This is a genomic window from Acidovorax lacteus (assembly GCF_039540375.1).
Lineage (GTDB): Bacteria > Pseudomonadota > Gammaproteobacteria > Burkholderiales > Burkholderiaceae_C > Acidovorax_G > Acidovorax_G lacteus.
Genome location: NZ_BAABEX010000003.1, coordinates 113720 through 138262 on the forward strand (window position 1 = coordinate 113720; position 24543 = coordinate 138262).

General features: G+C 69.4%; 18 protein-coding genes and 1 pseudogene. 12 read left to right on the plus strand and 7 right to left on the minus strand.

Annotated elements, in window-relative coordinates:
- Positions 1-981 carry a phosphatidate cytidylyltransferase gene (locus ABD866_RS01830; RefSeq protein WP_345060648.1) on the plus strand — a complete coding sequence of 327 codons (981 nt, stop codon included), beginning with the start codon at positions 1-3 and terminating at the stop codon, positions 979-981.
- 86 nt (positions 982-1067) lie between these two features.
- Complete coding sequence (gene ruvC / locus ABD866_RS01835) at positions 1068-1616, plus strand: crossover junction endodeoxyribonuclease RuvC (RefSeq protein WP_345060650.1); 549 nt, start codon at positions 1068-1070, stop codon at positions 1614-1616.
- Positions 1617-1636: 20 nt separating this feature from the next.
- On the opposite strand, the gene ABD866_RS01840 is transcribed toward ruvC, so the two are convergent.
- Positions 1637-2134, minus strand: coding sequence for a CZB domain-containing protein (locus tag ABD866_RS01840; protein ID WP_345060652.1), 498 nt, complete (start codon positions 2132-2134; stop codon positions 1637-1639).
- A 271-nt stretch (positions 2135-2405) separates the two neighbouring features.
- Between ABD866_RS01840 and ABD866_RS01845 the strand changes: the two genes are divergently transcribed.
- Complete coding sequence (locus ABD866_RS01845; protein WP_345060654.1) at positions 2406-3437, plus strand: LLM class flavin-dependent oxidoreductase; 1032 nt, start codon at positions 2406-2408, stop codon at positions 3435-3437.
- Positions 3438-3466: 29 nt separating this feature from the next.
- Here ABD866_RS01845 and ABD866_RS01850 read toward each other — a convergent pair.
- Positions 3467-4416: pseudogene (locus tag ABD866_RS01850) on the minus strand (SDR family oxidoreductase).
- Positions 4417-4484: 68 nt separating this feature from the next.
- Between ABD866_RS01850 and gspF the strand changes: the two are divergent.
- The 3 genes from gspF to ABD866_RS01865 all read left to right on the plus strand — a co-directional run bounded on the left by gspF (position 4485) and on the right by ABD866_RS01865 (position 7154).
- Positions 4485-5708, plus strand: a complete 1224-nt coding sequence (gene gspF / locus ABD866_RS01855) for a type II secretion system inner membrane protein GspF (RefSeq protein ID WP_345060656.1) — start codon at positions 4485-4487, stop codon at positions 5706-5708.
- An 11-nt stretch (positions 5709-5719) separates the two neighbouring features.
- Complete coding sequence (locus tag ABD866_RS01860) at positions 5720-6637, plus strand: 5'-nucleotidase (protein WP_345060658.1); 918 nt, start codon at positions 5720-5722, stop codon at positions 6635-6637.
- A gap of 238 nt (positions 6638-6875) precedes the next feature.
- Positions 6876-7154: an EF-hand domain-containing protein gene (locus ABD866_RS01865; RefSeq protein ID WP_345060660.1), complete on the plus strand. Its 279-nt coding sequence runs from the start codon at positions 6876-6878 to the stop codon at positions 7152-7154.
- A 190-nt stretch (positions 7155-7344) separates the two neighbouring features.
- Here the strand turns inward: ABD866_RS01865 and ABD866_RS01870 are convergent, their stop codons facing one another.
- From ABD866_RS01870 to ABD866_RS01880, 3 genes are all read right to left on the minus strand, one after another.
- Positions 7345-7776 (minus strand): hypothetical protein, encoded by a 432-nt coding sequence (locus ABD866_RS01870; protein ID WP_345060662.1) that lies wholly within the window; start codon positions 7774-7776, stop codon positions 7345-7347.
- Between the two features lie 175 nt (positions 7777-7951).
- Positions 7952-8434 (minus strand): cyanophycin metabolism-associated DUF1854 family protein, encoded by a 483-nt coding sequence (locus ABD866_RS01875; protein ID WP_345060663.1) that lies wholly within the window; start codon positions 8432-8434, stop codon positions 7952-7954.
- Positions 8435-8447: 13 nt separating this feature from the next.
- Positions 8448-10760 carry a cyanophycin metabolism-associated ABC transporter gene (locus ABD866_RS01880; protein ID WP_345060665.1) on the minus strand — a complete coding sequence of 771 codons (2313 nt, stop codon included), beginning with the start codon at positions 10758-10760 and terminating at the stop codon, positions 8448-8450.
- A gap of 193 nt (positions 10761-10953) precedes the next feature.
- Here ABD866_RS01880 and ABD866_RS01885 point away from each other — a divergent pair, with 193 nt between their 5' ends.
- Genes ABD866_RS01885 through ABD866_RS01895 form a run of 3 tightly spaced genes read left to right on the plus strand, consistent with a single transcriptional unit; the run spans position 10954 to position 16264 of the window.
- Positions 10954-13158, plus strand: a complete 2205-nt coding sequence (locus ABD866_RS01885) for a cyanophycin synthetase (RefSeq protein ID WP_345060667.1) — start codon at positions 10954-10956, stop codon at positions 13156-13158.
- A gap of 41 nt (positions 13159-13199) precedes the next feature.
- Positions 13200-15776 carry a cyanophycin synthetase gene (gene cphA / locus ABD866_RS01890; RefSeq protein WP_345060669.1) on the plus strand — a complete coding sequence of 859 codons (2577 nt, stop codon included), beginning with the start codon at positions 13200-13202 and terminating at the stop codon, positions 15774-15776.
- Entirely contained in the window at positions 15773-16264 is a 492-nt protein-coding gene (locus ABD866_RS01895) for a CreA family protein (protein WP_425549528.1), read from the plus strand. The genes cphA and ABD866_RS01895 overlap by 4 nt, the downstream gene beginning before the upstream one ends.
- Before the next feature lie 97 nt (positions 16265-16361).
- Here ABD866_RS01895 and ABD866_RS01900 read toward each other — a convergent pair whose 3' ends face one another.
- Positions 16362-17039: a DsbA family oxidoreductase gene (locus tag ABD866_RS01900; RefSeq protein ID WP_345060671.1), complete on the minus strand. Its 678-nt coding sequence runs from the start codon at positions 17037-17039 to the stop codon at positions 16362-16364.
- Between the two features lie 419 nt (positions 17040-17458).
- On the opposite strand from ABD866_RS01900, the gene ABD866_RS01905 reads away from it, so the two are divergent.
- The 3 genes from ABD866_RS01905 to ABD866_RS01915 all read left to right on the plus strand — a co-directional run bounded on the left by ABD866_RS01905 (position 17459) and on the right by ABD866_RS01915 (position 22715).
- Entirely contained in the window at positions 17459-18547 is a 1089-nt protein-coding gene (locus tag ABD866_RS01905) for a DUF533 domain-containing protein (protein ID WP_345060673.1), read from the plus strand.
- Between the two features lie 142 nt (positions 18548-18689).
- Positions 18690-20042 (plus strand): SPOR domain-containing protein, encoded by a 1353-nt coding sequence (locus ABD866_RS01910; protein WP_345060675.1) that lies wholly within the window; start codon positions 18690-18692, stop codon positions 20040-20042.
- Between the two features lie 195 nt (positions 20043-20237).
- A complete protein-coding gene (locus ABD866_RS01915) occupies positions 20238-22715 on the plus strand; it encodes an EAL domain-containing protein (RefSeq protein ID WP_345060677.1) in 2478 nt (825 codons plus the stop codon).
- Between the two features lie 21 nt (positions 22716-22736).
- Here ABD866_RS01915 and ABD866_RS01920 read toward each other — a convergent pair whose 3' ends face one another.
- Positions 22737-24455 (minus strand): PAS-domain containing protein, encoded by a 1719-nt coding sequence (locus ABD866_RS01920; protein WP_345060679.1) that lies wholly within the window; start codon positions 24453-24455, stop codon positions 22737-22739.
- Positions 24456-24543 lie beyond the last annotated feature (88 nt).

Here is a 24543-nt window from a genome sequence, read left to right on the forward strand (position 1 = left end):
ATGAACAGTTTTCTTCGCAGCCTCACGGTCACGCAGCAGGTGGGTGCGCTGTTCCTCGTGGTGTTTGGCGTGCTGGCGCTGGTCACGGTCTGGAGCTTTGTGCGCAGCCTGCGCGAAACCCCGGCCGACGAGGTGCAGGCGCTCGAATGGAAGCGCTTCCACGGCCTGCTCAAGACGAGCTGGTTCATGGTCACGGTGTTCTGGTTCGCCTGGGTGCTGGGCGACGTGGTGGCCACGGTGCTGTTCGCAGTGGTGTCGTTTCTGGCGCTGCGCGAGTTCATCACGCTCTCGCCCACGCGGCGCGGCGACCACCGCAGCCTGGTGCTGGCCTTCTTCGTGGTGCTGCCGCTGCAGTTCGTCATCGTGGGCACGCGGCACTTTGACCTGTTCACCGTGTTCATCCCGGTGTACGTGTTCCTGGCGCTGCCGGTGGCGAGCGCGCTGGCCAACGACCCCGAGCGCTTTCTGGAGCGCAACGCCAAGCTGCAGTGGGGCATCATGGTCTGCGTGTACGGCATGAGCCATGTGCCCGCGCTGCTGCTGCTGGACTTTCCGGGCTACCAGGGCAAGGGCGCGTTCCTGGTGTTCTTTGTGGTGTTTGTGGTGCAGACCTGCATGGTGGTGCAGCACCTGCTGGGGCGGCGCTTTCCGCACAAGGCGGTGGCCCCGCGCGTGAGCCAGAGCTTCCAGTGGGCCAGCTGGCTGGCCGGGCTGGCTGTGGGCGGGCTGGTGGGCGGGCTGCTGTCCTTCATCACACCCTTCAAGCCCGGGCAGGCACTGGGCATGGCGCTGCTGGCCTGTCTGGCGGGCAGCCTCGGGCATCTGGTGATGAAGGCGCTCAAGCGCGACCGCGGCGTGACCAGTTGGGGCATGCAGGGCGCGTCGGTCACCGGGGCGGGCGGGCTGCTCGACCGGGTGGACGCGCTGTGCTTCGGCGCGCCGGTGTTCTTCCACTCGGTGCGCTGGTACTTCGGGCTGTGAGGGGCCCAGGGCCCTGCAGCATTCAAGGTGTTTTTGGCCGCTCGTGCTTAATATTCAAGCACGAGCAGCTATCAAATCAATAGCAAATGCGCATTCTTGGCATCGACCCGGGCCTGCAGACCACGGGCTTTGGCGTGGTGGATGTGGACGGCCACGCGCTGCGCTACGTCGCCAGCGGCACCATCCGCACCACGGGTCTTGACCTGGGCGACCTGCCGGGCCGGCTCAAGGTGCTGTTCGACGGCATCTCGGAAGTGGCCGCGCGCTACGAACCCGACCAGGCCACGGTGGAAATCATCTTCGTGAACGTGAACCCGCAGTCCACGCTGCTGCTGGGCCAGGCGCGGGGCGCGGCCATCACCGCGCTGGTGGCACGCGGCCTGCCCGTGGCCGAATACACGGCGCTGCAGATGAAGAAGGCCGTGGTGGGCCACGGCCGCGCCGCCAAGAGCCAGGTGCAGGAGATGGTGCGCCGCCTGCTGCAGCTGCCGGGCCTGCCGGGCACCGACGCGGCCGACGCGCTGGGCCTGGCCATCACCCACGCCCATGCGGGCGCGGCCATGGGCCGCCTGGGCGAGGTGGCGCCGCTGCGCCGCCGCCAGCACGCCATGTACAAAAGCGGGCGCAGCTACTGAGCCTGCGCAGGCCGCCGCGCTCAGCGCTGCAGGCCGCGCTGCAGCTCGCGCATCAGCAGCACCACCTGGTTGGACGCATGGCGGCAACTGCCCTGCACGCGCTGCAGGGCGTGGGCGGGCTGCCCGGCCTGGGCCAGGGCCACGGCCGCCGCGGCCTGCTCGTGAAAGTACCGGTGCCGCGCCACCAGGATCTGGAACGCCGGGTAATGCCCCAGGCGCTCGCGCCCGCTGCCATGCAGCCACTGGCCGAGCATGCAGCGGTCGTCCTGGAACAACGCCTCAGGCTGCCAGTGCGGTGGCACCCCACCCTGGGCTGCGGCCACCACGGCGGCCTGCAGCTGGTCGCGAAACGCCAGGTGGTGGGCCAGCGCACCCTCAATGTCCACCTCATCGAGCAGCGCCGCCGCCTCCGCTTCGTGCAGCACCAGCTCGGTGCCGCGCTCGGACGTGGCCCAGCCGCTGTCAGGGTGCTGCGGATTGCGTTCGCGCAAGCGGAACCAACGCCTGAAAAATCCCATGGTGTTCCTCTCGTGTGCGGGCTGGCCGGTGGCGGTACTGATGGCGGGGCTTGGGGTCATGGCGCAGCGGTGTGGGCGGCCGGCCTGCGCGGTCCACGTGCCGCGCAACGTCCGGGCACCCGCCCTGTGCCTCGCATTGTCAAAGTGCGTGGTTGCGCTGGCTACAAAAAAATGCGCACGCTGGCACGGGCCGGGTTGGCCAACCCTGCGTAGCCTGCGGTTTCGTGCGGGCGACAGGTGCCCAGCCGCCGCGCGCCGCACAATCGCGGCCATGACCGCTTCCCGCCTGCCCCGCCTGTCCATGCTCGATCTGGTTGCCGTCCGCGAGGGTGGCACCGTGGCCGATGCGCTGCAGATCGCCCTGAACACCGCCCGCCATGCCGAGCGCCTGGGCTTTGTGCGCTATTGGCTGGCCGAGCACCACAACATGCCGGGCATTGCAAGCTCTGCCACGGCCGTGCTGGTTGGCCACATCGCGGGCGGCACCGAACAGATCCGTGTCGGTTCGGGCGGCATCATGCTGCCCAACCATGCGCCGCTGGTGGTGGCCGAAGCGTTTGGCACGCTGGCCGAGCTGTACCCGGGCCGCATCGACCTGGGCCTGGGCCGCGCGCCGGGCACCGACCCGGCCACCATGCGCGCGCTGCGGCGCGAACGGGTGGAGACGGAAGACGACTTCCCGCGCGACGTGGCCGAACTGCAGCGCCTGCTGGCCCCGGCCACGCCGGGCCAGCGCATCGTGGCCATGCCCGGCGAAGGCACCGAGGTGCCAATCTGGCTCCTCGGCTCCAGCCTGTTTTCGGCCCAACTGGCCGCGCAGCAGGGGCTGCCGTATGCCTTCGCCTCGCACTTTGCGCCGCGTTTTTTGCACCAGGCGCTGGCGCTGTACCGCTCGCTGTACCAGCCCTCGGCGCGCTGGCCACGGCCGTATGTGGCCATTGGCGTGCCGCTGATCGCAGCGCCCACCGACGACGAAGCGCAGTTGCTGGCCAGCAGCACCCAGCAGCGCGTGCTGGGCATCCTCACGGGCCAGCGCGGGCGGCTGGCACCGCCGGTACCGGGCTTTATGGCGCAGTTGCCGGTGCAACACCGGGCGGCCATCGACGACTTTCTGGCCACGGCCATCATCGGCGGGCCCGACACGGTGCGCGCGGGCCTGCAGGCCCTGGCCGAACAGACGCAAGCCGATGAGTTTTTGCTGGTGAGCGACGTGTACGACCCGGCGCTGCGCCTGCGCTCGCTCGACATCGCCGCTGAGGCGCTGGCCTCGCTGGCCCGCCCGGCGGTGGCGGCCGTGGCCTGAATCCGGCGCGCACGCCGGGGTGGCCCGCCTCAGCGCGCGAGGTAGCCGCCGTCCACCGGGTAGTAAGCCCCGGTCACGAACGAGGCCCGGTCGCTGCCCAGCCAGGCGACCAGCTCGGCCACCTCTTGGGGCTGGCCCAGGCGGCCGATGGGATGAGACCCCACCAGCATGGCGTTGACGCCTGCGTCCTGCTCCAGTGCGGCAATCATGGGCGTGTGGATGAAGGCCGGCCCCACCGCATTGACGCGCACGCCGTGGGCGCTGTATTCGAGCGCGGCGGCCTTGGTCAGCCCCAGCACGCCGTGCTTGGCGGCGGTGTAGGCGGGGGCCGGGGAAAGGCCACAGCGCCCAGGATGGACGCGATGTTGACCACCGAACCGCCACCGCCCTGCAGCATGGCCGCGATCTGGTACTTCATGCCGTAGAACACGCCCGAGAGGTTGATGTTGATGACCTGCGCCCAGCCGTCGAGCGGATAGTCGGCCGTAGGGGCCTGCGGCCCGCCGATGCCGGCGTTGTTGCAGGCCACGTCCAGGCGACCGTACTGCTGCACGGTGCGCTGCACCAGCGCCTCGCAATCGGCCGGGTTGCCCACGTCGCAGGGCACGAACAGCGCCTGCCCGCCCTGCGCGCGCACCAGGGCCGCGGTTTCCTCGCCGCCGTCCGCCTGTACGTCCGACACGACCACACGCGCGCCTTCGCGAGCGCCCACCAGCGCAATCGCGCGGCCGATGCCCGACGACGCGCCGGTGACAAGAAGCACTTTGTCTTTGAGCAGCATGGAGAACTCCTGAGAGAGGGATGACACAGGCGGAGCGCGGCCGTCGGCCGTGCGTTGCGGGCCATTGTGGACAGCCTGTCGGCCCACCGCCTTGACTTGCGTCAGGACTGCCCCTGCGTCGCCGCACTCAGCATCCGAGCTGCCGATCAAAAGGCCCCAAGGGCCTCTCAGAGCATCGGGGCCGCCAGCCGCTACCATCGCGTCTGGTGCGGGCCCGCGGGGCCCGGCCGTGCAGGCGGCTTGCGCCTGCCCCACCCCCGATCCGGATGCCTGCCTTTTCTTTTGAAGCCCTGGACGCCCAGGGACACACCCGCAAGGGCCTGCTCGAAGCCGACAGCGCCAAGGCTGCGCGCAGCCTGCTGCGCGCACAGGCGCTGGTACCGCTGGCGGTGGAGCCCGTGCGCGCGGGCGACGCCGAGGGCAGCGGCCCGCGCAGCAGCCTGTGGAGCCGCCCGGTGTTCAGCCCCACGGCGCTGGCGATCTGGACGCGACAGCTGGCGGGGCTGGTGTCGTCGGGCCTGCCGCTCGAACGCGCGCTGACGGCGCTGTCCGACGAAGCCGATGACGAGCGCCAGCGCCTGCTGGTGGCCGCGCTGCGCGCCGAGGTGAACGCGGGCGCCACCTTTGCCAGTGCGCTCGGGCAACATCCGCGCGAGTTTTCCGAGATTTACCGCGCGGTGATCGGTGCAGGCGAGCACAGCGGCAACCTGGGCTTGGTGCTGGACCGCCTGGCCGACGATCTGGAAGAACGCCAGGCGCTGCGCGCCAAGCTGGTGGCCGCAGCGCTGTACCCGGCCATCGTCACCGTGGCGGCGCTGCTTATCGTGCTGCTGCTCATGGGCTACGTGGTGCCGCAGGTGGCCGGGGTGTTCACCGGCACCAAGCGCGCACTGCCCACGCTCACGGTGGTGGTCATGGCCATCAGCGATGCGGTACGCGCCCACGGGCTCACGCTGCTGGGCCTGTTGGTGCTGGGCGGGCTGGCCGCACGCTGGGCGCTGGCACGCGAGGCGGTACGCCTGCGCTTTGACGCCGCCTGGCTGCGCCTGCCGGTGCTGGGCAAGCTCGCGCGCGGCTACAACGCGGCGCGCTTTGCGTCCACACTCGCCATGCTGGCGGCCGCGGGCGTGCCCATCCTCAAGGCGCTGCAGGCGGCGGCCGACACGCTCAACAACCGCGCCCTGCGTGCCGACGCGCTCGATGCGCTGGTGATGGTGCGCGAAGGCGCGCCGCTGGCGTCGGCCCTGGCACAGAAAAAGCGCTTCCCGGGCCTGCTGCCCATGTTTGCCCGGCTGGGCGAGCAAACCGGGCAGCTTGCGCCCATGCTGCAGCGCGCGGCGGTGCAGTTGGCCACCGAGGTGCAGCGCCGATCGGTGCAACTGGCCACGGTGCTGGAGCCCGTGCTCATCGTCGCCATGGGCGTGGTGGTACTCATCATCGTGCTGGCCGTGCTGCAGCCCATCATCCAGCTCAACCAGTTCGTCAAGTAAACGGCCCCACCATGCCCCTGACCCTGGACGACAAGCTCGTCGTAGCGATTTCCTCGCGGGCGCTGTTCGACTTCGAGGAAGAAAACCGCGTGTTCGAGCACGGCAACGACGCCGCCTATGTGGAACTGCAGCGCAGGCGGCTGGACATCCCGGCCGCGCCTGGCGTGGCGTTTTCGCTGGTGCGCAAGCTGCTGGCCTTCAACACGGCCGAGCACCAGCGCGTGGAAGTGGTGGTGCTCTCGCGCAACGACCCGGTCAGCGGCATGCGCGTATTCCGCTCCTGCCAGGCACACGGCCTGGCCAGCATCCAGCGCGGCGTGTTCACCCAGGGGCGCGATCCGTTCCGCTACCTGCGGCCGCTGGGCGCGCACCTGTTCCTGTCGGCCAACGGGGCTGATGTGCGCGAGGCACTGCTGCTCGGCTACCCGGCCGCCCGCGTGCTCACCGAATCGGCGCAGGCCGCCGACTCCAACCCACTGGAAGTGCGCATCGCGTTCGACGGTGACGCGGTGCTGTTCTCGGACGAAGCCGAGCGCGTGTACCAGGCCCAAGGGCTGGAGGCCTTCCAGCAGCACGAGACCGACAAGGCCGCGCTGCCGCTGCCCGAGGGCCCATTCAAGCCCCTGCTGGCCGCGCTGCACCGGCTGCAGCAGGCGGGCAGCACGGGCATGCGCATCCGCACCGCGCTGGTGACGGCGCGCAGCGCCCCGGCGCACGAACGCGCGATCCGCACGCTGATGGACTGGGACATCGCCGTGGACGAGGCCATGTTCCTCGGTGGGCTGCCCAAGGGCGAGTTCCTGCGCGAGTTTGAGCCCGACTTTTTCTTCGACGACCAGACGGGCCATGTGGCCTCGGCTGCGCGCCATGTGCCAGCGGGGCATGTGAGCAGCGGCATCGCCAATCTGCAGGGTCCCACGGGGGGCTGAGCGCTTGTCACGCCTCGCAACACCTGGGGCAGAACCTTGGATTCCGGCCGGACTCCGTCTGTCCATGGCCTTCCGCAATGTTTTCGCAACGACCACCCTTCTGAGCCCAGGGGTCACCCGGCTGGCTGCATGCGCGGTTTTGCTGTGGGGCCTGTGCGGTGCAGCCGTCTCACCGGCCTGGGCGACAGACCCCGCGCCCAGCGCCCCATCAGCGAGCCACCCGCAGGGCACGGACGGCGTGAGTGCGGGGGAGCTCAAGGCACAGCGTGAATTCAAGCTGCTCGACTTCAACCGGGACGGACGCCTGAGCCGGCAAGAGATCGCACTGGTGCCCCGGCTGGCCGCGGTGTTCGATGAGGCCGATACCGATCGCGATGGGTACGTGAGCTACGACGAGGTGCGGGCCTACGCGGCCCAGGTGCGTGCGCGGCGCGACCGAGATCGCCTGCAGGCGTCCACACCACCTGCCGAGCAGCCCACGCCGCCCCCGGGCGACGCCGCCGGTGTACGGCGCTGAGCGCAGCGCCCCGAAAGCCCGCGCCACAGCCCTTTCGAGGAGCAGACGCCAAAAGGGCCTCTCGTGCTTGATAATCAAGCACGAGCAGCTACACATTTCATAGCAAGCCAAACCCTGCTGCACGGCGATCCTGCCCGGACAGACCACGAAAGGCCCCGTCGGTCGCATCCCCTCTGGCCACCCGCGGCCCTCACAGCCCGCTGGTGCGCTTGATCTTGGGGTCCGAGTAGGTCAGAGGCTCGTTGCGCACCTGATTGGCCAGGCGCTCCTGCAGGGCGGTCTTGTTGACCTCCTGCGCCATGTCCACCGCCGTGCCGCTGGCCCGCCACATCGACTGGATGAACTCCAGCAGCTGCTTGTAAATCGGCTCCTTGGGCGGCTCGGGCGGTTCCTCAGTGGTTTCCTTTTTCTTGACCTCGGTCCAGTCGCGGTTGGGCGATTCGGGAGCCGACGGCTTGTCGGGCTCGCGCACCACGGCGCCCTCACCCAGCCGGTCGAGCGACTCGACCGGATTGGCCAGATTCACCGGCCGCACCGGCGGAGCGCCGGAAGCCCCGGTCGAATACAAATCAGCGCCCTGAGGACGCCATACCGGCGAACGGTCAACAGGAGGGATTTGCATGACAGTGGCCCATGAAGTTCGGAAGGGGACGGACTTCGCCCGTCTTCGTACTTCATTACGGCAAAAAGAAAGGGAAATTGAGCCCTTTTTTCACCTTTGCACACCCTTACGTAGTTATACGTAAGAACAAACTCCGCACATTCTTACGCAGGCCGCATGGCGACTGGAAGTCTTGCTACAAAAACCGTTCGAGCAGGCGACGCGATGCGCGGTCGAGCGCCGTGGAATCGGGCACCAGGAACTGCAATCCGTCGCTGCCGGCGATCAGCAGACGGGTACGGCCCGCAAGGCGGCGGATGTCCTCTTCGGCCTTGAGCACCAGCCGCGACGGGCCGCGGTCGGTCTCGACCTGCCAGGTGCTGGGCGTGGAAAAACTCGACACCGACAGGATGCGTTGGATGGTCGGCACGAACTCGCGCACGGCCAGGTCTTCTTCGATCAGAGTGCGCACCGGCGCGGGCAAATCGGCCAGGCGGTCGATCCAGGCCAGCTCGTGCCCGTCGGCGCCCACGAGCGACAGGCCTTCGCCGGGCGCAGCAATGGGAAAGGCGCGCACGGGCACCACACCCTCGTGGGCCGTACCTTCGGCCAACGTGAGCACCAGGCGGCCATGGGCGTTGCGCGCAAGCGCGAGCGGAGGAAAGGTGGAAGCGGTCATGGCGGGTTCCGGATCAGGACTGGCCCGCAGGGTGGGCGGGGTGGCGCAGGCTGCTGTCGATGAGCACGCCCGCCGCCTGGGCGTCTTCTTCGGCGCGGCGGGCCTGGGCTTCGTACAGGCGCCAGTACGCGCCCTGCTTGTCCATCAGTTCATCGTGCGGGCCGACTTCGACAATCTCGCCGCGGTCCATCACCACCAGGCGGTCGGCCTTGCGCAGGGTGGACAGGCGGTGTGCGATCGCAATCGTGGTGCGGCCCTGCACGAGGTTGTCGAGCGCACGCTGGATCTCTTTTTCGGTCTCGGTGTCCACGGCCGAGGTGGCCTCGTCCAAAATCAGGATGCGCGGGTCGATCAGCAGCGCGCGCGCAATGCTGATGCGCTGACGCTCACCGCCCGACAGGCCTTGCCCGCGCTCGCCCACCAGGCTGTCGTAGCCATGGGGCAGGCGCAGGATGAACTCGTGGGCATGCGCTGCGCGCGCCGCGGCCACGATCTCTTCGCGCGTGGCGTCGGGCTTGCCGTAGGCGATGTTCTCGGCAATGGTGCCGAAAAACAGGAAAGGCTCCTGCAGCACCAGACCGATGTGGCGGCGGTAGTCGGCCACTGCAAAGCGGCGGATGTCCACGCCATCGACCTGGATGGATCCATCGCTCACGTCGTAGAAGCGGCTGATGAGGTTGACGAGCGTGCTCTTGCCAGAGCCGCTGTGGCCCACGAGGCCGATCATCTCGCCCGGGCGGATGTCCAGGTCCAGGTCCTTGATCACGGCCCGGCTGCCGTAGCGGAAACCCACGTTGCGCAGCGCAATCGCGCCTTCGACGCGCTCCACGCGCACCGGCTGGGCCGGATCGGGCACATTGCTCACGTGGTCCAGGATGTCGAAGATGCGCTTGGCCCCCGCCGCCGCTTTCTGCGTGACCGAGACGATGCGGCTCATCGAATCCAGCCGGCCGTAAAAGCGCCCGATGTAGGCAATGAAGGCGGTGAGCACACCCACCGTGATGTCGTTGCGCGACACCAGCCAGATACCGAAGCCCCAGACGACCAGCAGGCCGATTTCGGTGAGCAGCGACACCGTGGGCGTGAACAGGCTCCAGGTCTTGTTGAGCTTGTCGTTGACTTCGAGGTTGTGCTGATTCGCATCGCGAAAGCGCTGGGCTTCACGCTTTTCCTGGGCAAAGGCCTTCACCACGCGGATGCCGGGAATGGTGTCGGCCAGCACGTTCGTCACTTCAGACCAGACGCGGTCGATCTTCTCAAAGCCGGTGCGCAAGCGGTCGCGCACGGTGTGGATCATCCAGCCGATGAACGGCAGCGGCACCAGCGTGACCAGGGCCAGCCACGGATTGATGGAGAACAGGATGACCGCCGTCATGGCGATCATTAGCACATCGGTCACGAAATCAAGCGCGTGCAGCGACAGGAACACGTTGATGCGGTCGGTCTCCGACCCGATGCGCGCCATCAGGTCGCCCGTGCGCTTGCCGCCAAAGTAGTCGAGCGACAGGCGCAGCAGGTGCTCGTAGGTGGTGGTGCGCAAATCGGCACCGATGCGCTCGGACACCAAGGCCAGGATGTAGGTGCGCGCCCAGCCCAGCCCCCAGGCCACCAGCGCCGACAGCAGCAGCCCGCCCAGGTACAGCAGCACCAGCATGGGATCGATCTTCTGCCCGTTCTGGAACGGGATCAGGATGTCGTCCATCAGCGGAATGGTGAGGTACGGTGGCACCAGCGTGGCCGCGGTGGATGCCAGCGTGAGCGCCAGGCCCGCGGCCAGCTGCTTGCGGTAGGGCCGCGCAAAGCGCCACAGGCGCAGCAGCACCCAGGTGGAGGTCTGCGGTGCCTGCTGACGCGCGCAGGCCGGACATTCTTCGGTGTCTGGCGGCAGCGGCGTGTGGCATACCGGGCACGCGGGATCTTCCTCCACCGCGGTGTACTGCCGGCCGCTGGCCTGGCGCTCGCACTGCTGCTCGAAGCGCTGCACCAGGCGCAGCGCCTGGGCATGCGCGCCGAGCGTGAAGCGCCACAGCGCCAGGCGCGCGTCGGGCGAATGCAGCTCCAGCGTACCCACGCCGCCGTGGTCCAGCAGGCGCAGGCTCAGGGCGGCCGACAGGTCCCACCCCTGCCACTGCGTGCCGCCGGGCTCGCAGGCCAGCAAGCGCTTGGACGTCACCACCACGGCCCCGGCTGCAAACTGCAGCGAGGCCGACAGGTCAACCGCCAGAGCCGCGAGCACGTTCTCATCGGAAGCGAGCGCCGCTCGCAGGCTGGCCCCCAAGGGGCCCGAAAAGACACCCGAGGCGTCCACAGAATGGTGATGTTGCATAGTGTTCGGAACCGTCCCGCCGCACGCTGCGCCAGGGTGGCGCGGGCCGCGGGAGCCGGAATTTTGACCGAAACCACCGCGCTGCGGCGCCACACGGCCGCGCGCACCGCTTGATTTTTCGGCCCCAACCGGGCGCACAATCACCCCCTTGAGCCGGCCCGACCGGCACCTCCCACCCGAACCTGCCCCATCCATGGCTTCCTTCGACGACATCCGCCTGCTGCGCATCCACTACCTGCGCGGCCCCAACATCTGGACCTACCGCCCCTGCCTGGAAGTCTGGCTGGACCTCGGGGCCCTCGAAGACCACCCCTCCAACACCCTGCCGGGCTTCAACCAGCGCCTCACCGCCTGGCTGCCCGCGCTGATCGAGCACCACTGTGGCGTGGGCGAGCGCGGCGGCTTTCTGCAGCGGCTCGAAGGGGGCACCTGGTGTGGCCATGTGCTGGAACACATCGTGATCGAACTGCTGAACCTGGCAGGCATGCCCACTGGTTTTGGGCAGACGCGCAGTACGAGCCAGCGCGGCGTGTACCGCATGGTGTTCCGCGCCCGCGACGAGCGCGTGGCCCGCGTGGCGCTGGAGCAGGGCCACCGGTTGATCATGGCGGCCATCAACGACACCCCGTTCGACGTGCAGGCCGCCGTCTCGCGCGTGCGCACGGAGGTGGACGACCAGTACCTCGGCCCCAGCACGGCCTGCATCGTCACCGCCGCCACCGACCGCGGCATTCCGCACATCCGCCTGAACGACGGCAACCTCGTGCAGCTGGGCTACGGCGCGCGCCAGCGCCGCATCTGGACGGCCGAGACCGAGCACACGAGCGCCATTGCCGAAGGCATTGCCAGCGACAAGGACCTGACCAAGAGCCTGCTCAAGTCCTGCGGCGTGCCGATTCCGGAAGGCCAGATCGTCAACAGCCCCGAAGAAGCCTGGGAGGCCGCGCTCGACATTGGCCTGCCGGTGGTCGTCAAGCCGTCGGACGGCAACCACGGCCGCGGCGTGACGCTGGACCTGCGCAAGCGCGAAGATATCGAAGCCGCCTACCACGTGGCCTACCCCGAGGGCAGCGACGTGATGGTCGAGCGCTACATCCCGGGCGACGAGCACCGCCTGCTGGTAGTGGACGGCAAGCTCGTGGCCGCCGCGCGCGGCGAGGTGGTGAGCATCACCGGCAACGGCCGCAACACCGTCAAGGAGCTGATCGACAGCCAGCTCAACTCCGACCCGCGCCGTGGCTACGAAGAGGAATACCCGCTCGAGATCATCGATGTGGCCACCGACGCCAAGGTGCAGCTCGAACTCAAGCGCCAAGAGCTGGACGCCGATTCGGTGCCCGCTGCAGGCCGCCAGGTGGTGATCGAGCGCAATGGCAACGTGGCGGTGGATTGCACCGACGACGTGCATCCCGAAGTCGCCTACATGGCCGCGCTGGCGGCCAAGGTGGTGGGCCTCGACATCGCAGGCATCGACCTGGTGGCGCAGGACATTCGCAAACCGCTGCACGAGCAGGGCGGTGCCATCGTCGAAGTCAACGCCGGCCCCGGGCTGCTCATGCACCTCAAGCCGGCCGTGGGCGCACCGCGCCCCGTGGGCCAGGCGATTGCCGAGCACCTGTTCCCCAGCACCGACGACGACCGCGACGTGGGCCGCATCCCCATCGTGGGCGTGGCGGGCACGCGCAACACCACCCTGATCGCGCGCCTGGTGGCCTGGCTGCTGCACCTGGGCGGCCGCCACACGGGCCTGGCCTGCCGCGACGGCCTGTTCCTCGACCGCCGCCGCGTGCAGGCAGGCGACTGCGCCCACTGGGAAAGCGCCCACCGCCTGCTGATGAACCAGATGGCCCAGGCGGCGGTGATCGAGAACGACGCCCGCACCATCCTGCGCGACGGCCTCGCCTACGACCGCTGCCATGTGGGCGTGGTGACCGACATGGATGGCTGTGAAGCCCTGGGCGAATTCGACATCCGTGAGCGCGAGCAGATGACCCGCGTGCTGCGCACCCAGGTAGACGTGGTGCTGGACCACGGCGCGGCCGTGCTCAACGCTGCCGACGCGCAAGTGGCCGACCTGGCCCTGCTGTGCGACGGCAGCGTGGTGCTGTATGCGATCGACGGCACGCTCCCCGTGGTGGCCGCGCACCGTGCCCAGGACCAGGGCCGTGCCGTCTACGTGCGCGGCGGCCAGGTGATGCTGGCCACGGGCAGCGCCGAGCAGCCGCTGGGCGCGCTGGCCGACCTGACCTTTGGCCGCAACGCCGTGGTGCCCGACACCGAAGCCCTGCTGGCCGCCGTGGGCGCGGCCTGGGCCATGGACATTGCGCCCGAGCTGATCGCCGCCGGCATCAAGACCTTTGAACCCGACCTGCCCGCTCCTGCAGGCGCGCGCGCCTGAGCAGCCCGCCCGGCACCCCCGCATCCAAGAAAGACACTGCGATGGAAGTCACCCGTACCCGGGCCCTGCGGGGCCCCAACCTGTGGAGCCGCCACCTGGCCATCGAGGCCATCGTGCACTGCAGCGAGGCCGAGCGCTCGCTGTCCACCCTGCCCGGCTTTGAAGACCGCGTGCGGGCGCTGTTTCCCGCCATCGGCGTGCTGCACACCGCGGGCAGCGACCAGCCCGTGTCGCTGGCCCACGTGCTGCAGGCCGCGGCCCTGGCACTGCAGGCCCAGGCCGGCTGCCCCGTGACCTTTGCGCGCACCACGCCCACGGTGGAACCCGGCGTGTACCAGGTGGTGGTGGAGTACAGCGAAGAGGCCGTGGGCCGCCAGGCCTTTGACGACGCGCAGCGCCTGGTGCAGGCTGCGCTCAGCGGCGGCAGCTTCGACGCCGAAGCCGCGATTGCGCAGCTGCGCGAACTCGACGAAGACGAACGCCTGGGCCCTAGTACCGGTTCCATCGTCGATGCGGCCGTGGCACGCGGCATTCCGTACCGCCGGCTCACGCGCGGCAGCCTGGTGCAGTTTGGTTGGGGCTCCAGGCAGCGGCGCATCCAGGCGGCGGAGGTCGATTCGACCAGCGCCGTGGCCGAATCGATTGCGCAGGACAAAGACCTGACCAAACGCCTGCTGCACGCGGCCGGTGTGCCGGTGCCGCTGGGCCGCCCGGTGGAGTCGGTGGACGAAGCCTGGGCCGTGGCCCTGGAAGTGGGCCTGCCCGTGGTGGTCAAGCCGCAGGACGGCAACCAGGGCAAGGGCGTGACGGTGAATATCACCGAACGTGCGCAGCTCGAAGAGGCCTACCGCACCGCGGTCGAATACGGCACGGTGATGGTCGAGCGCTTTCTGCCCGGGCACGACTTCCGCCTGCTGGTGGTGGGCAACCAGCTTGTGGCCGCAGCGCGGCGCGACCCGCCCCAGGTGCTGGGCGACGGCCAGCACACGGTGCGCCAGCTGGTCGAGCAGGTCAACCAGGACCCGCGCCGCGGAGAGGGCCACGCCACTTCGCTCACCAAGATCCGCCTGGACGACATTGCCGTGGCCCGCCTGGCCATGCAGGGCCTCACGCCCGACGCCGTGCCCGCCAAGGGCCAGCGCGTGATCCTGCGCAACAACGCCAACCTCTCGACCGGCGGCACCGCCACCGACGTGACCGACGACGTGCACCCTGAGGTGGCCGCGCGCGCCGTGGCCGCGGCGCAAATGGTGGGCCTGCACATCTGCGGCGTGGACATGGTGGCCGAGACCGTGCTGCGCCCGCTCGAAGAGCAGGGCGGCGGCTTTGTCGAGGTGAACGCCGCGCCCGGCCTGCGCATGCACCTGGCCCCCAGCTACGGCAAGCCGCGCAACGTGGGCCAGGCCATCGTGGACAAGCTGTTCGCGCACGGCGAGGACGGCCGCATCCCCACCGTGGCCGTGACCGGCACCAACGGCAAAACCACCACCGCGCGCCTGATTGCGCACCTGTTCACCGCGCAGGGCCTGCGCGTGGGCATGACCAACACCGACGGCGTGTACGTGAACGGCCGCCAGATCGACAGCGGCGACTGCAGCGGCCCCAAGAGCGCGCGCAACGTGCTGCTGCACCCGGAGGTGGACGCCGCCGTGTTCGAAACCGCGCGCGGCGGCATCCTGCGCGAAGGCCTGGGCTTTGACCGCTGCTCGGTGGCCGTGGTCACCAACATCGGCGCGGGCGACCACCTGGGCCTGAACTACATCACCACGGTGGAAGACCTGGCCGTGCTCAAGCGCGTGATCGTGCACAACGTGGCCACCGACGGCTACGCAGTGCTGAACGCGGCCGACCCCATCGTCGCGTCCATGGCCTCGGCCTGCCCGGGCAAGGTGATCTTTTTTGCGGCCGACCGCCACCACCCGGTAATGGCCACGCACCGCGCCCAGGGCCACCGCACGGTGTACGTGGATGGCGACTCCATCGTGGCCAGCGAAGGCTCGTGGCGCGAGACCATCCACCTGCGCGACGTGCCCATCACGCGCAACGGCAAGATCGGCTTCCAGGTCGAGAACGTAATGGCCTCGGTGGCCGCCGCCTGGGGCGCGGGCCTGCCATGGCAGACCATCCGCCGCGGCCTGTCGGGCTTTGTGAACGACAGCGACAACGCCCCCGGCCGCTTCAACGTGATGGATTACAAGGGCGCCACCGTTATAGCCGACTACGGCCACAACCCCGACGCCATGCGCGCGCTGGTGCAGGCCGTGGGCGCGCTGCCGGGCAAGCGCCGCAGCGTGGTCATCAGCGGTGCGGGCGACCGGCGCGACGAAGACATCCGCGAGCAGACGGTGATCCTGGGCGAGGCCTTCGACGAAGTCATCCTCTACCAGGACGCCGCCCAGCGCGGCCGGGCCGACGGCGAGGTGATTGCGCTGCTGCGCGAAGGCCTGAAGGACGCGAGCCGCACGCGCCATGTCGAAGAGATCCGTGGTGAATTCGTCGCCATTGACCGTGCGCTCGAGCGCCTGTCGCCTGGCGACCTGTGCCTGGTGCTGGTGGACCAGGTGGAAGAAGCCCTGGCGCACCTGGCCCAGCGCTGCAGCGAAGGGGCCACGGCGTGAGACGCGCCGGGCTGCGCCACCTGGCCGCCGCAGGCCTGCTGGGCCTCGCGGCCGGTGCGGTGCTGGCCGCGGGCGAGAAGATCGGCACCGTGGACACGGCCTTCAAGCTCATCGGGCGCGACCACGACATCCTGGTCGAGGCCTACGACGACCCGGCCGTGCAGGGCGTGACTTGCTACGTCTCGCGCGCCCGCACGGGCGGCATCAAGGGCTCGCTGGGCCTGGCCGAAGACCGGGCCGAGGCCTCGATCGCCTGCCGCCAGACCGGACCCATCGCCTTCCCCAAGCCCCTGCCCAAGCAGGAAGAGGTGTTCAGCGAGCGCATGTCCATCCTGTTCAAGCGCCTGCGCATCGTGCGCATGGTGGACCCGGCGCGCAACACGCTGGTCTACCTCACGTATTCGGAAAAGCTCATCGACGGCTCGCCGCAGAACAGCATCACCGCCGTGCCGGTGGACCGAGCCACGGCCATTCCGCTGCGCAACTGAGCGCTGGCAACTTCAAGCCAAATCGGCTGCTCGTGCTTAATAATCAAGCACGAGCAGCTATCAAATCAATAGCAAATCAATCGAGGCACACCGCCGCTCAGGCTGGTGCGGCTTCGCCCTTGCCTGTGCTGGCCGCAATCTGGCGCAGCGCCTGCTCGAACACCTCGACCGGCTGGCCGCCCTGGATCAGGTGGCGGCCGTTGACGATGATGGACGGCACCGAGCGGATGCCGTGGCCGGTGAAAAACGCCTCGCGCTCGCGCACCTCGGCCGCATAGCGGTCGCTGGCCAGGATGGCGGCCGCCTCGTCGCCGTCGAGCCCCACGCGCTCGGCCTGCGCGCGCAGCACGGCGGGGTCGCCCGGGTCTTGTCCGTGGGTGAAGTAGGCCTCGAACAGTGCGCGCTTGAGCGCCCGCTGCAAGCCACCGCCCTGCTCGCCCGCCCAGTGCAGCAGGCGGTGCGCGTCAAAGGTGTTGTAGATGCGGGCGCGGCGGCCCATGTCGAAGGTGAAGCCCAGCTCGGCACCGCGGGCGCGAATGGCCTCGCGCGTGCGTTGGCTCTGCTCGGGCGAGGCACCGTACTTTTCGTGCAGGTGCTCGTCGATCTCCTGCCCGCCCGGCGGCATCTGGGGGTTGAGCTCAAAGGGCTGGAAGTGCACGTCCAGCGCCACCTCGCCCGCCAGCCGCTCGGCCGCCTGCTCCAGCGCCTGCAGGCCGATGATGCACCAGGGGCAGGACACGTCGGACACAAAATCGATCTGGAGGCGGGTGGTCATGGCAGGCTCCTGGGGCGCAAGGGCAAAGGGCAGATGGCGAAGGGGGCGATGGTAGCGCCGCCCGCCGCGCCCTGCTGGCGCGCACCGGCCGCCCCTGGCGTCTGCGGGGCTGGGGGCGTGCAAGGCGCTGTGGCGATACGGTGTGGCGGTACGCAATGCGGTGTGTCGTGAGGGGGCTGCATACCGCTGGCGTGTGCGGGGCCGGGGTGGGCCATGCGGCCGTCGGGGGCTGGGTTGAGCGGGCTGGCGGGAGACATGAACCCCTGCAGCCCACACCCCACGCACCACCGTCTGCGGAACCTCGGCTGCGCAGCAGGGTCATTGCACGGGTGGGTACGCTGTGCGTGCACGTGCGGCGTACGCCCCCCGCCGCCTCGCTTGCCTTTATCGCTCTTGTTCCACTTTTGTAGCGCCCGACCATGACCCCTGACCAGCAACGCGCCCTGCTCACCATCGCCCTGCACGCCGCCTTTGCCGATGGCCGCAAGGACGACGCCGAACGCGAGGAGATCCGCCGCATCGCCGAAAGCCTGGCGCTGGAGGGCCAGCGCCCCGACCTGACCCGGCTGGTGCAAGACGTGCTGCTGCAGCGCGCGCCGCTGGAGGCGTCTGCCGCGCTGCTGCAAGAAGGCGCGCACCGCCACCTGGCCTACGAAATGGCCGTGTGCGTGTGCGACGTGGACGGCCAGCAAAGCGATGGCGAGCGCGCCTTTCTGGCACGCCTGCGCCCGCTGCTGGGCCTGGACGCGCAGGAAGCCGCCACGCTGCAGCAGCAGCCTGACGCACTGGCGGCAGCCGCCGACGCCATGGCCACGCCCTACGCCCACGGCCCGGCACCGGCCCCGTCGCCTGCCGCGTCGCCCGCGGCCGGGGGCCTGGGCGGCTGGGCCGCGGCCGCGGGTGCTGCTGCCGCGGCGGCCGCAGGCCTGGGCATGGCCAAGGCGGGCGCCCCCGCCCCGCTGCCGCCCGAGGCCACCACGCCCTCGGCGGCGCTGGCCAGCGGGGTGGACAAGACCATCCTGAACTACGCCATCCTGACCGGCGCGCTGGAGCTGCTGCCGCAGTCCTGGGCGTCCATGGCCATCATCCCGCTGCAGATCAAGCTGGTGCACAGCGTGGGCAAGGCCTACGGGGTGGAGCTGGACCAGGGCCACATCAAGGAGTTCATTGCCGCAGCAGGCGTGGGCATCACCTCGCAGTACCTGGAGCAGTTTGGCCGCAAGCTGCTGGGCGGCCTGCTGGGCCAGGTGGCGGGCCGCACAGGCGCGCGCATCGGCAGCGCGGCCACCGGCATGGCGTTCTCGTTTGCCACCACCTATGCGCTGGGGCAGGTGGCACAGCGCTACTACGCCGGGGGCCGCACCATGAGCACGGCGCTGCTGCGCCAGACCTTCCAGGACCTGCTGGGCCCGGCCCGCGACCTGCAGCCCCAGTACCTGAGCCAGATCCGCGAAAAAGCCGCCACGCTCGACGCCGCGCAGGTCATGGCCATGGTGCGCGGGCGCTGAGCGGTTGGTACCACCACCAGAACGCTCCTGATTTGATAGCTGCTCGTGCTGGAGAAATAAGCACGAGCAGCCATTTTGACCGACCCGACCCGCTGTCAGCAGGTCCCGCAGCCCGCCGCCGGGCCGCATGCCACAATCGGCCATGGTTTTCGTGCCGCCCACCGACGCCTATGCCCAGGCCAGCGCTGCTGCGCAGCCCTCCTCCAGCGCCGCCCCCGATGCCCCGGCCGCCACCCCGGCCATGACCACGCTCTACGGCCATGCGGTCGGCCCGCTGAACACCGCCTACTACCTGGACGTGTTCGACCGGCTCGACGGCTCGGGCCGCAGCACCGTGGGCTGGAACTGGGCGGCTGCGCTGTGTACGCTGAACTGGCTGATCTACCGGCGGCTGTGGAACGCCGCCCTGGTGTATCTGGCCGCCGCGGAAGGCCTGGCCCTGCTGGTGTTTGGCGTGGGCCGCCCGCTGCTCGACTGGCCTGCCCCGGTGGAATGGGGCGTGATCGGCGCGTTCGTGCTGGCCAGCATCGTCGTGCCCGGCTGGTACGGCAACGGGCTGATGTACGCCGAGGTGCGCAAACGCATCGACCGCGCGCTCACCGCCTCGGCCACGGTGGCCGAAGCGGGTGAGCGCCTGGAGCGCGAAGCCCCCACGCGCCGCCGCCTGCAGTGGATCGTGGCGGCCAATGCGGCGCTGGCGCTGCTCGCCGTGCTGGCCGCGCTGTGGTGGCCCAAGGGGCCGATTCCCGGGGCCAGCCCGCAGCCCGAGCCCCGGGTGTGGGATGGCAGCGGGTCCGCGGGCCCCGCGCCTGCTGCGTCGGCGGCTGCTACAGCGCAGGCCGCGGCCCCCGAGAGCGCAGCATCGGCTGCGGCCCTGCCCACCAGCGCTGCGGCAGACACGCCAGCCAGCCCCCCGCAAGCGGCAGCGCCTGCGGCGCAGCCCCTGTCACAGCCTGCATCACAGCCCGCCCAGGCCAGCGCTGCCACCGAGACACCGCAGGCCGCAGCACCCGCACCCGCTTCGGCACCCGCCTCTGCCCCTGCGGCCACAGCCGCACCGCCCGGCCCGAAGGCGTCGGCACCGGCCCCCACAGCCTCCACCCCGCCCAGCCCGCAGAGCCGGAGCACCGCCCGCGAGGCCAGCGCTCCCGAATCGGCACGCCCCGCCGCACGCGAGACCGCCCGCGCCACCGAACGCAAGGCGAGCGGCCCAGCCCCGGCCGCCAGCCGCGACCAGGCCCTGGTGCCGGTGGGCAGCGCACCTGGCTTCTATCTGAACGTGGGCCTGTTTGCGGACGAGGCCAACGCCCGCAAGGCGCAGGCGCGGCTGCTCAACGAGGGGTTGCCAGCATTCCGTCAGGAACTCGACACCACCCAAGGACGGCGCATCCGCGTGCGCGTGGGGCCCTACGCCACCCGGGCGCAGGCCGAGCGGGCCGCGGCCTCGGTGCGCGCCCTCTCGCTCGAAGCCGTGGTGTTTCAGAAGAAGCACTGACAGTGCATCGTGCGCCGAACGGCGCACGGCGGACGGGCAAAGTCAAGCCCCCGAAGAGTCCGACGCACAGGCGGACACCAACGCTCACGAACCGTCACAAATGCGCTATGGTTCGGGGTGCCCTGAGTTTTCACAGGGTCTTCGAGGCGGTGCCGGGTCGGCATGCGCCCCCGAACTCTCCAACACCTGTCATCTGTGGACGCTCTCCCGGACCTCCAGCGCCGCAAGCTCGCACTGTCGCTCACCCCGGCAGACGAGGCGCTTTTGCAGCAACTGTGCGCACACATCGGCACGGCGGCACCGGCGTTGCTAGCGGGTTTTGAGCAACGCCTGGCGGCTTTCGACGAAGCGCAATCCCCACTGCCCGACAGTGCGCGCCTGCTGCTGCATGAGACGCTGCCCCAGGTGCTCGATCGCCTGCTCAGCGGCGCGCTGGACGCAGACTACGGACGCGAGCGCTGCCGTATCGGGGCCGAACATGCCCAGATGGGTATTTCGCCGGTCTGGTACCTCGGCGCTTACGCGCATTACCTGACCCACCTGATGCCGCAGCTTGAAGCCAGCGGACTGCCGCCCACCCGTGCCGTGCAGGCACTGCTCAAGGCGGCCCTGCTGGACCTGAGCCTGGCGCTGGACTGCTATGTGACGCACCGCGATGCGAACCTGGCAGAGATGCACGACCACCACGGCGCGCTCGCGCACCTGCCCATGGCCACCCTGGTGGTCACGGGCGAGTTGGACATCGTGTATGCCAACCCCGCATTCGGCGGCATGTTCGGTACCGAGTCAGCGCTGCTGCGCGGCCTTCCGCTGGGCCACGTGATCGACACGATGCCGCTCCAGGCGCTGGTGCGACAGGCCATGGAAGCCGACGTACCCGCGCAAACACTGACCTTGCAGGCCACGAACGGCCAAGCCTCCGTGCCAGCCCTGGTCACCGTCCAGCGCATTCGCCATCAGGCGGCCGATGCCGCCCCCGTGCGGATGCTGCTGGTGATGGAAGACCGCCGCGCGCAAGCGCAGCTCACGCGCGATCTGTTCAACGCCCAGACCGTGGCCGGTATCGGCACCTGGCAGGTTCAGACGCCGGGCATGTTCGAGCTGACCCCGCAGGCTGCGCGCCTATTTGGCTGGACACCCGGTGTGCCGGCCACGCTGCAAGACCTGCTGGGCTGTGTGCATCCGGAAGACCGCGTGCGGGTGGAGCAGGAATGGCACGCCGCCCTGACCACCGGCCGCTTCCGTGAAGAGTGCCGCGTGCACACCAGCGCCCGGATTCGATGGCTGGAACTGCGCGGCAGCCTGGAGGCTGACAGTACACGCCGCCTCATTCACGCACATGGCACGGTGCTCGACATCACCGAACGCAAGCGCGCCGAGCACACGATGGAGCGCCTGGCGTTCTACGACACCCTGACCGGGCTGCCCAATCGCACCAACGGCACCATGCTCGCGCAGCGGCTGCTGGAGCACGCCCGCGCGCAGCAGTGCGGTGCCTCGGTGATGTATGTGGACCTCGACCGGTTCAAGGACATCAACGATGCCCACGGGCAATCGGTCGGCGATGCGGTGCTGCTGAGCGTGGCCCACCGCCTCGGAGGTCTGTGTGGCCCACGGGACGTGCTGTGCCGTGTCGGCAGCGACGAGTTCATCTGCGTGCACCTGCGCGAGCCAGGCGAGGACCCACAGCTCCAGGGTCAGCGCATTGCCGAGGCGATCTCCACCCCCGTCACCGTGGAACACCTGACCTTCCACACCTCCGCAAGCATCGGGGTGGCCCTCTTTCCCGAGCATGGTGACGAGGTGGAGCACCTGTTGCAGCAGGCCAATGCGGCGATGGGCGACGTCAAGGCCCGGGGCGGCGGCGTGCTGCTCTACACCACGGCCCTGGGCGAGCGTCTGCAGCGCCGCCTGGCCCTGGGCGCGCGGCTGGCCCAGGCGCTGGCCCAGGGCGAACTGCAGTTGTACTACCAGCCCAAGGTGCATCTGCCGTCTGGCGAACTCAGCGGTGTCGAGGCCCTGGCCCGGTGGCACACGAGCGAGTGGGGCTGGATCAGCCCGGCGGAGTTCGTCCCCATTGCCGAAGAGCGCGGACTGGTGGGCGCACTGGTGGAGTGGGGTCTGGCCCGTGCGTCGGCCGATCTGCGGCAGTGGAAAGCGCAAGGCGCACGCAGACTGCCGCACATTGCCGTCAACGTGTCGGCTGCGCAGATGATGGACGAGCGTTTTCCTGAACGCGCCTTGCAGATCGTGCGCAGCCACGGTGCCGAGCCCGCCCAGATCGATCTGGAGCTCACCGAGTCTGCGCTGATGAACGATCCGGACCGGGCGCGTCAGATCGCCTCGCAGCTCGTGGCCGCAGGCTTCCGCCTGTCCATCGACGACTTTGGCACGGGCTATTCGTCGCTGGCGCGGCTGCAGGGATTTCCGGTGGCACAGCTCAAGATCGACATGTCTTTTGTGCGCACCATGGTCAGCGACAGCGGCAGTCATGCCATTGTGGCCACCATCATCAGCATGGCCCGGGCCCTGCGCCTGCAAACCGTGGCCGAAGGCGTGGAAGAAGAGAGCCAGGCACAGGCCCTGACCCAGTTGCAGTGCGACGAGGCGCAGGGCTACCTGTTCGCCAAACCCATGCCCGCCGACGCCCTGTGGGAGCAATGGCTGCGCTGAGACAGCGCCCAGGCTGTCAGATCACGCTCCGGCTCTGCGCCGGGCCTTGTCGGCATACATGGCGCGGTCGGCCTGGCTGAGCAAGGCCTCGGCATCCATCGCATCCCCCGGGCACGCCGCCGTGCCCACCGAAAAGCCCAAGGTCACCACCAGATCGCCCAGGTGGCAAGGCTGCCCAAATGCTTCGCGCAGGCGGCGCACCAGGGCGGGGGTGCTGTCTTCCGGGCGCAGGCCGCGCTGCAGCACCACGAATTCGTCGCCCCCCAGGCGCGCCACCACGTCGGATTCGCGCACCACGTCACGCAGGCGCTGCGCAGCCCAGACCAGCGCCCGGTCGCCCACGGCATGGCCATGCCGGTCGTTGATCGGCTTGAAGCCGTCCAGGTCCAGGTACAGCACGGCACAGCCAATGCCGGTGCGACGGGCCATGGCCACCTCGCTGACCAGGCGGTCCATGAACATGGCACGGTTGAGCAAGCCCGTGAGCACGTCGTGGCTGGCCAGGTAGCGGATGTTCTCTTCCTGGTGGCGCCGCTCCGTAATGTCGGTGTAGGTGCGCAGCATGCTGCCGTCCCGCACGGCAATCGAGCGCACCTCGATCAGCCGACCGCTGCGCAGGCGTCGCTCGTACACCTTGGGAATCTGCAGCTGCTCGGGAGACGACAGATAGCGCTGCACCTCGGGGGAGACGTCGGAAAATTCGCCGCGCTGACGCTGGTACGCGATCATGTCCGCCAGCCTCGGCCGGTTTGCCAGCACCTCGGCGGGCAGATCCAGCAGCTCCGACACGCGGCCGTTGCACAGCTCGACCACGCCTTCGGCGTTGACCAGGGTCACGCCCTGGTCCATGTTCTCCAGCGTGGCCTCCAGCAAGGCGGACTTGTGCCGCAGCTGCCGCTCGCTCTCACGGGCTGCGGCCTCGGCCTCGGCCAGCAGGCGCTGCTGGCGCTTGAGCTCGGAGATGTCCACGTGCGCGTAGAACACCGAACCCTGCGCACCGGGCCGTGCAATGACCCGGAAACACCGGTGCCGGGGCATGGGCAGCTCGAACGGAGCCCCCGCAAAACGCATGTTCTCTGCCAGCGTCCCCAGCCCTTCGCGGAACACCGGGTCGTGCGCCTGGCCACACTGCTGCCAGGCGAGGCGATAGACCGCCTCCAGCGTCAGCCCGCGCACGACACACCGGCTGTCGAAACCATACAAGGTGAGGAACGACTCGTTGCACCATTGGATCACCCCGTCGGCGCCGCACACCATCAGCCCGTCGGGCACCTGGTCGAGCCATTCCATGCTCGGCCCTGCCGCCGGCGTCGCATCGGGCCATGGAGCATCCGGGGGACCCGACAGCACCCGCCACAGGCGCACCCGCCCCAGACGGGCCAGCGGAAGCGAAGACACCTGGATGCGCTGGCCCAGGTGCTCAAAAATGAAGGGCTGACCCTGGCTGCGATGGCGCTCCAGACCGGCGGCGATGTAACGGTCCATCTGCGGCCTCTCCTGAGCGGTCAGCCGTCCTGCGTAGAAGCGGCGCAGGTTGTCTGCGTAGGGCTCCCCGACGTGGACGTGGCCTTCATGTTCGGGAAACAGCCGCAGGAAGGTCCGATTCCAGGCCAGGGTGCGGTCTTCGGTATCGAATACGCACAGGGCCACGTCCAGCCCGTCGAGCATGGCCGCCATGGACCGCAGCAACTCGAGTTCCGGGTCATCGGGTCGGGCGAAAACGTCCGGCGAAGAGTTCAAGGACAACGACATGGGCGGGCAGACGACGCGGCGCGTGCAAACCATCGTAGCGCCTCGGTGGGCGTCACAACGACGGAATGTCCCAGTA